Raw genomic sequence first — 12869 nt, 5'->3', positions numbered from 1 at the left:
GCTTGGCTTACATTTTCTCAGGTAAGCTTACATGTTTGTAAGATTGCGGCGCAGTCTGCAGGGCAAAGCCCGCTACCTCACATCCAGCGGGGCGCTCTCCAAGCCGAGGATCACCTTCGTGCCCCGGCCGACCTCGGACTCGATCTCGATCGTGTGGGACAGTTTGTCCATGATGCGCTTGCACAGATAGAGGCCGATGCCGGTCGATTTCTTGTCCGCGCGGCCGTTGAACCCGGTGTACCCGTGCTCGAACACGCGCGGCAGGTCGGCCGGGTCGATGCCGATGCCGGTATCCTCAATAACCAGCGCTTGCGGCCGGTTTGGATGCATGTAGATCGAAATTTCCCCCTGTGGGGTATATTTCAGCGCGTTGGAGAGCAGCTGCTCGAGGACGAAGACGAGCCACTTCTCATCCGTCAGGACCTCGGCGTCGATCGGGTCGTAGTTCAGCCTGATCTGCTTGCGAATGAACGATTTGGCGTATTTCCGCACCGCCTGCTTGATGCAGTCGTCCAGCGATACCGTGCGGAACACGAAATCCGTTCCGGTGCCCCCCAGCCGGATGAATTGCAGCACCATCTCCGTATATTGCTCGATGCGGAACAGCTGCTCGGCCAGCTCGTCCTTGTCGGGGGCGCTGTCGGTCTGGAGCAGCAGCCGCATGGCGGCGATGGGCGTTTTGATCTGGTGCGCCCAGATCGTATAGTACTCCACCATCTCCTGGAATGCCCGGTCTTTGTCATAGACAATCCTGCCGCGCTCCTTGTCGAGCAGGCGGATCAGTTCCTGGTAGTCCCGTTCGATCAGGCTCGCGGTTTCGGGCAGCGGCACGGCGGGTACGGTAATCTGGCCGCGCAGTTCTTCCAGCGCCCGGTGTTTCAGGCAGAAATGACGGAAGCGAATGAAGCCGACGGCGAGCAGGAAAAGCGCGGTCAGCACCGAGGCGTAACCGACCGTTTCGGCCGGCAGTTGGTACAAGGCGATGACCGCAAGAAAAATGCCCGCCGATCCCGCGGCCGTCAGGATCAGGAGGAGATTCTGCTTGACGTAGGCGGCGAGCAGTTTCCAGCGGCTCATGCTCATTCCACCAGATAGCCGAGCCCTTTTTTCGTGACGATCCATTGTTCCAGCCCCGCTTCGGCCAATTTCTTGCGCAGCCGCGTAATGTTGACGGTCAGCGTATTGTCGTCAATAAATTGGTCGCTCTCCCACAGCCGCTGCATCATCTCGTCCCGCGAGACGACCCGGCCGGCATTCTCCATGAGGAGCTGCACGATCTTGAAATCGTTCTTCGTCAGCTCGATCTTGTGGTTCTGATACGTCAGCGTGGCGTCATTCAGGTTCAGCACGACGCCGTTGTGTTCGAGGACGTTCACCTGCCCCTGGAAGGAGTAGGTGCGGCGGAGCAGCGCGCCGACCTTCGCCGTCAGCACGTGCAGGTCGAACGGCTTCGCGATGAAGTCGTCGCCGCCCATATTCATCGCCATGACGATGTTCATATTGTCGGAGGCGGAGGAAATGAAGATGATCGGCACCTTGGAGAACTTGCGGATCTCGCTGCACCAATGGAAGCCGTTGTAGAAGGGGAGCGCGATATCGAGCAGCACAAGCTGCGGCTCTGCGCGCAGCACCTGGTCTGCCACGTTGTGGAACTCGGTGACGCAGGTTGCGTCGTAGCCCCATTGGCTGAGGTGCTCGCTGATCGTTCGGGCGATCGTCAGATCGTCTTCGATGATCATGATCTTGAACATGGCCGTCCCTCCATGGGTTTATTATAGAGGGTTTGGGGGCGGGGGATAAAGAAGGGGGGATCAAGGGATTGACTTATTCCATCCGTTCTCTGTATGATTATGGTAAATGCTTTCCTCCTTCTCTACGGAGGCGGAAACCACCAAGCAGAAGAGTCACTCATTCCTCGGATTGCGTGGCTCTTTATTTTTTTCGGATGAGCGAAACCCGGTCCGCATGGGGGACCGGGCTGTTGAATAAAGTTAACCGACGATCTTTACCGCATTTTCCTTGATCGCCTTTACCGTCTCCACCAGCTTCTTCTGCTTCGCGCCGTCAAAAAGCTTCAGGAAGCTTTGCGGTTTGTCGAACGGCGGCTTGGCCAGATCGGCGGCGTTCTCGATATAGCCGTTCTGCACGATATAGTCGATCACTTTGCGGACGAACACGATCTGTTGCTGTGTCAGCGATTCGTCGTTGATGAATTCCGAGAAGGCCTGATTGACCGCATCAGGCTCGAGTTTGGCGATCTTGCGCACCAGCAAACCGAACGGCGTATCCTTGAACTCGCGCTTGTAGTCTTCAGCGGTACCCAATTCGCCGGTAAAGATTCTTTCTAGCGCTTCGTAATCGGCCGCCGTCAGCGGAGTGTTATTGCGCAGCTTGTAGATCGCAATATGGTCTCGATTCTCCTCGATATAGCGGTTCACTTTCAACTTGTAATCTTCAAAGTCATACCCGCTGTCGATCGGCTCGCCTTCCTTGACGTACAGCACCTCGTCCCGGAGATTCGTGTAGATCGGGCTGGCACCGCCCGATTCGTCGACGGTGAACTTGGCCAACTCGCGAAGTTCTACGCGAATCCGCTCGAAATCGAAAATGGTCGCGTTCTCCCAGAACGCTTCCGACTCGATCGTCCGGATGAGCTCCAGCTTGGCGCGGACGGCGGGAATCGTTGCGCGTTCCGTCAGCAGGTTGCGCGCGATCTCCTTCAACGCGTTCTTGTTCCGGGCGAACTGCCTGCTTCCCTCAAGCGAATATACCATCAGACCGTACATCAGATTGTCGAACCGTTTCGCATGCTCGTCCCGCTCATCCATGTACACGATAGGGCCCAGTTCCCTGCCCAGCGTGAGCACGTCCGATTCGGACAGCGCGAGGAAAGCGCGCCGGTGCTTGTATTTCTCCACAACTTGCAGCCTGAGCTTCACGGCGATCAGATCGGGATTGAGCGCCTCGATCTGCCCGACGACGATGTCGATCAGACCCTCTCGCATCTCCCGGCCTTCGGCGGCCGCGAAATCCCCGTGCTGAAGCAGGTGGATCAATTTGATCCGTTTTCGGAAAATGGCCTCTGTGAGGCTGACGACTTCGCCTTCGGACAAGCCTTCCTTGTGCTGCCGAAAAAATTCGAAGTTGCCGAGATAATCGAAGATCACGAAGTGTGCCTTGTCCTCACCAGGACCGAACAGATCCCGGCACAGCCGCGTGCCCCGGCCGATCATCTGCCAGAACTTCGTTTTCGACCGCACCCGCTTGAAGAACACGAGGTTGACCACTTCCGGAACGTCGATGCCCGTGTCCAGCATGTCGACGGAGACGGCGATGTGCGGGTTGTTGTCGGCTTTTTTGAAGTTGGTGATGGCGTCTTCGGCATAGGCGTCTTCGTACGTGATCTTCTGGATGAACTGCCCGCCCAGATGCGGATACAGCTTGTGGAACCGGTCGACGATGTATTGGGCGTGGCGCTTGTTCTGGGCGAAGATGATCGTCTTGCCGATCCGGTCGCCGCCCGCGACCTTGATGCCTTTCGTCATCAGATCCTGGATGACCGTATCCACCGTGTGCTGGTTGAAAATGAACTCGTTGATCTCCGGCGAGGGAATCTCTTCCGGCATGTTGCCGTCCTCATCCGCGAAATCTTCCTCGTACCTCGCCTTGTCCTCCTCAGACAGTTCGTCGTAGGTGATGCCCTCGGTGAGGAACTTCAGTCCGACCTCAATATTGTAGTACGGCACGAGCACATGATCCTTGTACACGGCTGTTTCATACTCGTACGCATAGGTCGGGACGCCGCGCTCGACTTCGAAAAAATCGTACGTGTTCCGGTCGACCTCCGCTTTCGGCGTCGCCGTAAGGCCAAGCATAAGGGCATCGAAATATTCGAAGATGGCGCGATACTTGTTGAAGATGCTGCGATGCGCCTCGTCGATGATGATCAGGTCGAAATGCGCCGGCGTGTAAAGACGAGAACCGTCTTCCGATTTGGCGGTGTCGATTGTGTTGAGGATCGTCGGATAGGTGGAAAAGACGATCCTGGCCAGCTTATCCTCCCGTTGGTCCAGAAGATTGCAGAGCGTCATGTCCTTCAGGTACTTGGCGAAGTCGTTCTTCGCCTGCGACACCAGCGACCGGCGGTCGGCGAGGAACAGTACGTTGGTGACATAGCCCCCGCGCGACAGCACGTCGGTCAGGCTGGCGGCGGTTCGCGTTTTTCCCGTGCCGGTGGCCATGACGAGCAGCGCCTTCCGGTGCCCAGCTTCGAGATGGGCGGCGACGGCGCGAATCGCTTCCTTCTGGTAAGGGCGATCCGTGATTCGATCGTCGATGCGGATCTCGTGCAGTGACCTTCGGCTCGTTCGCCGGTTAATCAGCTTCTCCAGATCGCGGCGCGAGAACAGCCCGCTGACCTTGCGCTGCGGCACGTCGGGCGATTCCCAGATGTTCGTCTCGAACCCGTTCGTCGTGAAAATGATCGGACGTCGGCCCGTCATCCGCTCCAGGCAGTCGGCGTAGAGCTTGGCCTGGTGGGTGCCGATTTTCGGATCCCTGGACGTGCGCTTCGCCTCGATCAGCGCCAGGGGCAGGCCGTCCTTGCCGTACAGCACGTAATCGACGTACCCCACACCTTCGGCGTTCGGCATGCCGGTCACTTCGACCTCTTCGCGCACATCGTCCCCGAACGTCCAGCCGAGCAGTTTCAGATCGACGTCGATATATTTCTTGCGCGTCTCGTATTCAGACGGATCAACAGGCGTGAAATGCCGCTCTTCCTTGTGACGTTCCTTCTCGCCCGTGTACTTCGCGCTGAGCGCGGCGACCTGGGCCCGCAGCGCATTGATCTCCGATTCCTTCTGTTCCAGCAGGCTTTGCTGCTCCAGGATTTTTGCTTCATCGATTTCGAAGGTCTGGGAGGGCACCAGGTTCTCGTCAAAGAAGCGCTCTTCATATTCCGAGCCGTAGCAATAGTCGATCCATTGTACGAACTCGAACACCGCTTGAAGGGCAAGCAACGCTTCGCTCCGTGTCACGGCCTTGTCGGTGTGGACCGCGATGTTGCCCAGCTTGACGACATAGAGCAGCTTCGACCATGTTTTGTTGTCGACGGCGAATCGGAACGTCGGCTCGTGCAGGAGGGACTGCAGGTTGTCCTTGTAGGGCATCCGGATTGTATTGTCCGCCGCGTACACCCACTTCAGGGCCAATTCCAACGCTTTCCGGCTGCCCACGGCCGACATCGCAGGCGAGGTCGCGAGCACCCGCTCCGCCTCAAGGCAAGCGGCTGCAAACATCTGATATTCAGTTCGGTTACGGAGGAAATCGAAGTTTGCAGCCATGCTTGCTCACTCCTTTGGCGTCGGTTTAGTCGTCAAAGTACTTGCTCATGAGGCTGTCAAACAGTCGCTGCGTCTCGTCGATGGATTGTTTGACTAGGGAATTTTGGGATTCGATTTGATTTACGATCCTTGTATATTTTTGTTGCAAGGAAAACGGCGGCAATCCGATCGAAAACTTGTCGAAAAATGATACGGGCACCCGTTTTTGCCCTGCGCTGCCGGTCATGTTTTTTTCTGCGTGTGTTCGAAAAGCAGGCAGGCTTGTGAGTCGGTACAACCACTCGCTGTCAGTCACGTCTTCAATGGGCCGCAACACGTGAAATTCCGTGGAGCCGAATCCGATTCCGTTGCAAAGATTTCGCGCTACGGCTCCCTTTCCGTTTTCCATGCACGGAGTGATCTTGGCGAACAATACGTCATTTTCTCTAAAGTAGGTGTATCCTGTCTTGACCTCTTGATATTCTCTGGTTTGGCTTGTATCAATTTCGCCGTTTTCTGAAACAGAATTCATGGGTATAAATGAAACTAGGGTATCGTCATTTAAGTTTCCCAACTCACTTTTGTTGGGGTTAATGTAACTTATCTCTGAAATGCTCCTTTTCTCCCAACCTTGCTCATTTCTGAGTGGATCCCCAAACATCTCATAAAACACCGACTTGATCAATTGATCCAATTCCTCGAGTTGGCGCTTGTGAAGAGCCATTAGTTCGGAGACTGCGTCAAATTCACGCGCGATCTGTATCTGAACTTCTTTGGCAGGGAGGGGCACTTGAATGTCTTCTACTATAGCTTTTGATATTTCCTTAAAAGTAGCTCCCCTGCCAAGAGAATTTAAATAATCACTCTTTCCTTTAAGAAACCAATATAGGTACTTATTATGAATTTCATCAGAACAGAGCAAGTTTTTGAACCCTTGATTACAGTACATATCCGTACCCGCAATGGCTGCTTTGCCAATGGGAGCACGGGATGTCAGCAAAACCGTACCTTCGGGGATTAATCGCATGGAACCTTCCAGAACTGCTTTTTCGGTGATCTTCCTTTGGGTTTCATAAACAAAAACAGTATCATCATCAATTTCAGCTGGCGTCACCCAATTGATGTCCCCGTCCCAATAACTGGGTTCATTGGTTCTGGGGGTTGATCCGGATATAACCGCAGCAACATCCCCCAGCCGAACCTTCTCCCACTTACTCACCGAGCATCCCCCTCAGCTCCTGCATCTTCGATGCAATCTCGGTGCTCAGCTTCTCCAGACGGTCCAGGATCACGGCCGGAGGGTCATATTCGACCATCTCGTACACGATCTCCTTGTATCGGTTGATCGACAGATCATATTCGTTCGCCGCAATCGAGGCCTTGTCGACGAAGAAGCTCTGCTCCGTCCGCTTGCGGTTTTTCTCGGCTTCGAGGTTATGGAAGCGGGCGAGAATGTCGGGAATGTCGTTCGCCTCGATCGGATTCCGCTTGTCGTCCAGCGAGAAGCCGTCCGCCTTCATGTCGTAGAACCAGACCTGGTCCGTGCCGCCGGCGTCCGTCTTCGTGAAAACCAGAATGGCCGTGCTGACGCCCGCGTACGGTTTGAACACGCCGCTCGGCATGGAAATGACGGCTTCGAGCTTGTGGTTCTCCACCAGTTCCTTGCGCAGCGACTTGTGAGCCTTCGTCGTGCCGAACAGGACGCCGTCCGGCACGATCGCGGCGCAGCGGCCGCCCTTGCGGAGCATCCGAAGGAACAGCGCGACGAAGAGAAGCTCCGTCTTCTTCGTATTGCAGACGGCCTTCAGATTGTCGTGAATGCTCTCGGCATCGACCGTTCCCGTAAATGGCGGATTGGCGAGTATGATGCTGAACTCGGATGCGTGGTTGTTCTCCTTGGACACACTGTCCAGATAGTCAATCCTCGGATTCGTGATGGAGTGCAGCATCAGGTTCATGGCCGACAGGCGCAGCATCGTCCGGTCGGTATCGAACCCGGTCATGAGCGAAGACGCGAAATGTTCCCACTGTTCCGGTGTCATCCTGTTGCCATGGGTTTCGCGTATGTATTCCGCAGCGGACACAAGGAAACCGGCCGTCCCGCATGCGGGGTCACAGATCCGGTCGTCCGGCGTCGGCTTCAGCAGCCGAACCATCAGATCCCGGATATGTTTCGGCGTGCGAAATTGTCCGTTCTGGCCCGCCGTGGACAGCTTGCTCAGCATATATTCGTACAGGTCTCCCTGCATGTCGAGATCCTCGATGTCGTGCTCATACAGCTCGTCCAGTCCCGTGATGATTTTCTGCAGCACCTGCGGCGTAGGAATGAGGAAAATCGCATCCTGCATGTAACGGGAAAATGCCGTCGCCTGCTCGCCGCCGAGCGTCTTGATAAACGGGAACACCTTCGTGCTCACGATATCGTAAATTTCTCGCGGGTCTTTCGTCTTGAACTTGCTCCACCGCATGGATTGCCCTTCGGCATCCTGCGGAAAAATCTTCGGCACGGATTCCCCGGTGAGCGCCTCCAGTTGCTCGTTTTCCAGCTCCTTCTCGTCCAGGGAACGGATGAACATCAAGTACGTCAACTGCTCAATGACGGTAATCGGGTTGGTGATTCCACCCGCCCAGAGGTCTGTCCATATCTTGTCTACTTTGTTGCGAATTTCACCGGTCAGCATGGAAATATCAGCCTTTCTATCTTCTCTATCTTTTATTTTAGCATGAATCGTTAAAGTTACATATTTCTATATTTATCGACAAGACTCCGATGTAAAAAACTTTCCTTGCCCTTTATACGTCTAATTGTGCAAACAAGAATCCGGCAAAAGGAGCAGGGATGACGGGGATGCGCGCTGCAACGGGTGGATCAAGGCGGGAAATCATTTTGGGACGGATGTTGCTGTTAACGGTGTTGGCTGCCGTTCTGGTTCTGTCAGCCTGTGCGGACAAGGCCGGGAAAGAGGCAAACCCGGCTCAGCAGACAACGAATGTTTCGCAGGATGGGGAAAAGGGCGTCACCGATCCGTCATCTGACTCCACCCAAGGGGAAGACGAACGCCCCCTGTCTCCTTTCACCTACGAGATTTCCCGGTCGGCGGACGCGGACCCGGCGACATGGGAAAGGGGCATCCGCGATTATGTGCTGGCCGGCGAAACCCATGCGTACCATGTGACGTTCTCCCATCCTGTGGACCACGCGAGCGTCGAGTCACAGGGGCTCGTAGCTGAGGGGCTTGAGGTCGAATACGACTGGCATTCCGACAGCGCGGTGACGGTTCGCCTCAGATGGGAAGACACGGCCGCCACAGAAGAATACGGGGACTTCTACTTTGGGTTCGGCCATGCCCGTGCGGCGGATGGCCTGGCCCGGCCAGTGCAGGAAGACCACGGCATTTTCATACAACCAACCCGTCCCAAAACTTTTGCGTTCTTCGATCCGTCGACGGGCAATCGCGACACGTTCCTGAAATCCCTCATTTCCTACACCCGGCTCGACCGTTCCCCGTCCGGAAAAGATGTGCTGGCGGAAGAGACGGCGGCGAGGGAAAGTTTCTTTGTTTACCACTACACCCTTCTTGACCGGGAGGGTAACCGGCTCATGCTGCTCGATGCGGCGTCGCCGGTTTGGCTTAGGGATGATGATGTTCTGCTCTATCGGAAGGACCGGTCCATCGTGCTTTACGATGTCGGAACAGGTCTGGAACAGGTGGTCTGGGCGGCATCGGCGCCGGTTGAATGGGTGTATTTCGACTACCATGCGCCTTCCGGCAAGCTGGTCGTGGTGACGCTGCACGAGAATGAGAAACGGGAGTTGGAAGGGGATCTGTACCTGCATGAGCAGGTGACGGATCGTGAGCCGCGGGTATTCCGCGATGTGTTCCGCGACAGTGGCCAATATATGGGGGTTTATCCCGAGGGCGTCAAGTTCATCGACGGTGACAAGCTGTTCGTCGAGTATATTGAAAATCGGGATACGTACCATCGGGAGCGGCGCGTGATGGACTGGACGACCGGGGAATTGATCGCCCTCGAGCCGGCGGACGATATGCTCCCGCTGACCCGGGGCAGTGTGCTGAAGCATGCCGAAGGCAAATGGCAGATCGTCGGATTGGCCGACGACGGCGCCCGACCGCTCGCAGTTGACGACGGGCAGTGGTATAGAGCGATACCGGTCAACGAGGACTGGGTGGCGCTGATCGCCGGCGGCGATGCCGCGGATTTGCTCCATGTGCCGACCGCTTCCATCCATGCCATGAAGGAGCGTCTGATGGTGCCCTTTCCCTGGAGCGGGGAAGCGGCGTACTCGATTCCGGAATTGAACAGGTGAGTGCTTATGGGTGTCACTTGCCGGAGGCCATATCGAAAAGCAAAACCCGGTCCGCATCGGGACCGGGCCAGGCATGGGTTACAGGACATTGAACAATACCGGAAGCAGGATCAACTGATTGATGACATGGGTGGAGATATGTCCGAGCATCGCATAGGCCAGTCCGTGTTTCCAGTACAGATAGCCGAATCCGATGCCTGGCAGAAAATTCAGCAGCATCGTGCGGGTGACGGTCACGGCGCTGAAACCGAACAGTTGCACAGCGGCAGGAAGATGTCCTGCTGCAAAAACGAATGCGGCAATGATGATTCCCGCGATATAGACGCCGCTGCGATCCGCGGATTTCATCAGCCGGCCGAGCAGCCAGACGATGACCGTCATGAGCCCGAACCGGAGAAGAATTTCCTCGATGACGCCTCCGTAGAGCACGCTCCCGAGAAAGTACAGCCAGGAAAACTCAAAACGGTCCGGGAGCCCCAACGCTTCCGCGAATATCAGCTTTTCCGGAATGGCGATCAAGCCGGCCGACAACAGTCCGATGCCTGCCGCCGCAGCAATGCTTCTTCTGCTGACAACAAACGGTTTGTTCAGGTTGACTTTCGGTGAAGCCCACGCTCCCGCCAGGGCGGCAACACTCGCCCATGCCGCGGTCTGCAGCATGGCGAGCAGCACAAGCACTTGCTTCGAACCCAGTTGGGCGACGATCATAGCTTCCTGATCAGGGGTCAAGGTCATCGTCTGCTGCAATCCCAGTACGGCACCTGCCGCCAGTCCCAGCACCAATGCGGCGAACACTTTTTTCACAGTCAGCACCTCTTTGTCGTTGTCATAGGGTTATGGATGGTCAACTTTTCCAATCTCTCATTCGTCCGCATGGCTGACGGCAACGTCGTCACGAATGCCGACATCGCGCAGATAAATGGAGCCTGCGGCGGTTTTGTCAAATACGAGGCGGATCCGGCTGAGCCGCTCCGGCTGGAACGCCGGGTTGACGCGGCCGAAGTCGGACAGCCGGAATGCGAAGGTTTGAAATACCGGCTCCCTGGTCGGCATCAGCGACGTCAACGGCCATTTCACAATACCGCCTTCCAGCATCGGTAGCAAGCCTCCGGCGGCGCTCAGCGGCATGGAAGCGGTGTTGCCGTGCACATCCTCGACCTGTACGGTCAGATCCGTCATTTCTTCCCGCGCCTCCGACCGGTCCGCCACGGAGAAGACGATCGAGCCATCCGGCGGGACGGCAAGCCCGGTATCGGGCAGAACGATCGTATAGGAGGGCGTGCCGCGGGCCCGGTCCCGGTCCCATCCGAGGCGAACGGCGCTGTACGGACCGGGGGCGAATTTCATTTCGACCTTTTCTTCTTTCCATTCCGCCAGCTGCTCGCCAATCAGTTGACCGCCGGGCAGCGTGGTCGTGGTGAGATCGATATCTTCGTCGAAGGTGCTGACGAGCGTCGTCCGGGAATCCGCATAATCGTGGATGTACATCGTATCCGGCAGCCATTCCCTTGCGTGGCCGAGATCCTGGAAGATCGCGCGATATTCCGTCTTCTCGTACAAGGTTGCCTCGAGGAAGGACGAGATCAGCACCTTCGCCGCTTGCAGCTGCTCTTCCTGCGGGATCAGCTGGGCTCGGTTATACAGCAGGTTGCCGAGTCCCGGCGCATCGCTGCGGCCCCATACCGTGTTGAATTGTCCGTGATTGGCCCCGTAGATATAGACCGACGCTTTGAAATAGTCGCTGCCCGGCGTAAAGCCGATCCGGCTGTACTGTGCGGCTCCGGCGAAGGAACTGACATCCATGTCGTGGGAGCCTTGAAGGGCGAGGTAGTTCAGGTCGGTCAGCTCCGTCGGCCGGCCCGCCGGCTCGTATTGGCCGTCAGTGCCCGCCAGCGAGATGACGGATCGGATGCCGAAACCGTAATCGAACGCGATGCCGCCGTTCTCCGGCGATGCCGGCAGCCGGTTGTAAGCCGCCGCCACGGTCACCGCCTCGCCGCCGCGGGAATGGCCGATCAGCGCGATCCGGCTCATGTCCGCTTTGCCGTGGAACGGATTGCCTTCCGTCCCGTTCCATTCTTCCCACACCTTCAGGTGCTCCAGCATGAGCCAGCCGCGTGCCGGGTTTTCGTTCTCCAGCACGTTCAGCATGAACAGGTCGTCGAAGGGCGACGTATTGAGAAAATTTTCGTCGATCGACACGACGATATAGCCGCGGCTCGCCAGCAGTTCCCCCAGATAGGCATACCCCGGGTCCGAATAATCGGTGGCGAGATGATTGCCATGCACGATCATCACGAGCGGGAACGGCCCGTCGCCGTCCGGATACCAGACGAGCCCGTTCAACGGCATCGCTTCAGGTCCGAAGCCGAATGTCTTCGTACGGAGGGAGGACCAGTTCGCCACGAAGGCCGAGCCGTCCACCGGCTCCGTGATGAGCGAATCTTCCGCGTTGAAGACGGCGCGGTAGCTGTCCTTGCTCCCGTAGGTCAAGGTGCGCACCGGATACGGCCCCGGCTCCGCCGGATTGTCCAGCACGGCCGGGTAACGTTCAGCCGGCTTCGTGACCGACAGCCGGTAAGGCTTGGCCAGCTTCGCGCGCCCGTCATCGACCAGCCAGGTTCCGATGCCGATCGTCATCACGGCTGTCACCGCCGCGGCGATGCCGGCCGCCGTCTTCTTCAGCGTCTTCGCCTCGCGATACGCGCCCCGCATCCACCGGTACACAAGCGCACCCGACAAGGAGCAGCCCGCCAGTATGGACAAGGTGACGATCACCATCACCGTCATCGGGCCGATGAAGCTGATGAACAACAGGATGAAGGAAGCAATCGCCGGGCCGATGTACCTTGAAGGGATGCGCTTGGCAACATGCAGCAGGCCCGCGATACCGCCGCTGATCAGCGCGATGGCGAGCAGGAACACGGTCGTTCCGATCACGTAATCCCCCGGTCCCCGCGACCCGATCAGAAGATAGCTCTGGACGAGAAAAAGGATGCCGGCGGTGCCGGAGAGCGCGATCGCCGCCCCCTTCCATCCCGGAGACAGCGGAGGCAGACGCCGGACGGTCGTCATCAGCCGCTTCCGCCAGGTCCGGTTCATGACACGTTCAGAAAGCTTGGTTTCAGCCATTTCATGACCTCTCTCCCAGGTGAATGTTGCTGCCAAGCTCAGGATAGAATCCGTGTCTTTCCGCCTCCTGTCGCCTTCCTTAA

Annotated in this window: 8 protein-coding genes; 1 reads left to right on the top strand and 7 read right to left on the bottom strand. The window is 57.1% G+C overall.

Translation table 11 applies throughout. From position 1 onward, the window contains the following. Positions 1 to 72: 72 nt before the first annotated feature. The 5 genes from THECO_RS16580 to THECO_RS16560 all read right to left on the bottom strand — a co-directional run bounded on the left by THECO_RS16580 (position 73) and on the right by THECO_RS16560 (position 8005). Positions 73 to 1077 carry a sensor histidine kinase gene (locus THECO_RS16580; protein ID WP_015256184.1) on the bottom strand — a complete coding sequence of 335 codons (1005 nt, stop codon included), beginning with the start codon at positions 1075 to 1077 and terminating at the stop codon, positions 73 to 75. Positions 1078 to 1079: 2 nt separating this feature from the next. Further along, the gene (locus THECO_RS16575) at positions 1080 to 1751 is read right to left on the bottom strand and encodes a response regulator transcription factor (protein WP_015256183.1); all 672 of its coding nucleotides are present in this window, start codon (positions 1749 to 1751) and stop codon (positions 1080 to 1082) included. A gap of 240 nt (positions 1752 to 1991) precedes the next feature. Next, the gene (locus tag THECO_RS16570; RefSeq protein ID WP_015256182.1) at positions 1992 to 5345 is read right to left on the bottom strand and encodes a DEAD/DEAH box helicase family protein; all 3354 of its coding nucleotides are present in this window, start codon (positions 5343 to 5345) and stop codon (positions 1992 to 1994) included. A 25-nt stretch (positions 5346 to 5370) separates the two neighbouring features. Continuing rightward, on the bottom strand, positions 5371 to 6543 hold the full coding sequence (locus THECO_RS16565; protein WP_015256181.1) for a restriction endonuclease subunit S: 1173 nt from the start codon (positions 6541 to 6543) through the stop codon (positions 5371 to 5373). Further along, entirely contained in the window at positions 6536 to 8005 is a 1470-nt protein-coding gene (locus THECO_RS16560) for a type I restriction-modification system subunit M (protein WP_015256180.1), read from the bottom strand. Before THECO_RS16560 ends, THECO_RS16565 begins: the two co-directional genes overlap by 8 nt. 206 nt (positions 8006 to 8211) lie before the next feature. On the opposite strand from THECO_RS16560, the gene THECO_RS16555 reads away from it, so the two are divergent. Further along, positions 8212 to 9654 (top strand): hypothetical protein, encoded by a 1443-nt coding sequence (locus THECO_RS16555; protein ID WP_157373604.1) that lies wholly within the window; start codon positions 8212 to 8214, stop codon positions 9652 to 9654. A 78-nt stretch (positions 9655 to 9732) separates the two neighbouring features. On the opposite strand, the gene THECO_RS16550 is transcribed toward THECO_RS16555, so the two are convergent. Both THECO_RS16550 and THECO_RS16545 read right to left on the bottom strand, forming a co-directional pair. Further along, complete coding sequence (locus tag THECO_RS16550) at positions 9733 to 10458, bottom strand: CPBP family intramembrane glutamic endopeptidase (protein ID WP_015256178.1); 726 nt, start codon at positions 10456 to 10458, stop codon at positions 9733 to 9735. A 57-nt stretch (positions 10459 to 10515) separates the two neighbouring features. Continuing rightward, a complete protein-coding gene (locus THECO_RS16545) occupies positions 10516 to 12786 on the bottom strand; it encodes an alpha/beta hydrolase family protein (protein ID WP_015256177.1) in 2271 nt (756 codons plus the stop codon). Positions 12787 to 12869: the final 83 nt, after the last annotated feature.

Source organism: Thermobacillus composti KWC4, from assembly GCF_000227705.2.
Classification (GTDB): domain Bacteria; phylum Bacillota; class Bacilli; order Paenibacillales; family Paenibacillaceae; genus Thermobacillus; species Thermobacillus xylanilyticus.
Note: the sequence above shows the minus strand (reverse complement) of the source record. Positions and strands in the feature narration are given on the sequence as shown.

Coding starts and splice junctions, on each gene's coding strand:
- THECO_RS16580 (WP_015256184.1), bottom strand. CDS start 1,077: ATGAGCCGCTGGAAACTGCTCGCCGCCTACGTCAAGCAGAATCTCCTC.
- THECO_RS16575 (WP_015256183.1), bottom strand. CDS start 1,751: ATGTTCAAGATCATGATCATCGAAGACGATCTGACGATCGCCCGAACG.
- THECO_RS16570 (WP_015256182.1), bottom strand. CDS start 5,345: ATGGCTGCAAACTTCGATTTCCTCCGTAACCGAACTGAATATCAGATG.
- THECO_RS16560 (WP_015256180.1), bottom strand. CDS start 8,005: ATGCTGACCGGTGAAATTCGCAACAAAGTAGACAAGATATGGACAGAC.
- THECO_RS16545 (WP_015256177.1), bottom strand. CDS start 12,786: ATGGCTGAAACCAAGCTTTCTGAACGTGTCATGAACCGGACCTGGCGG.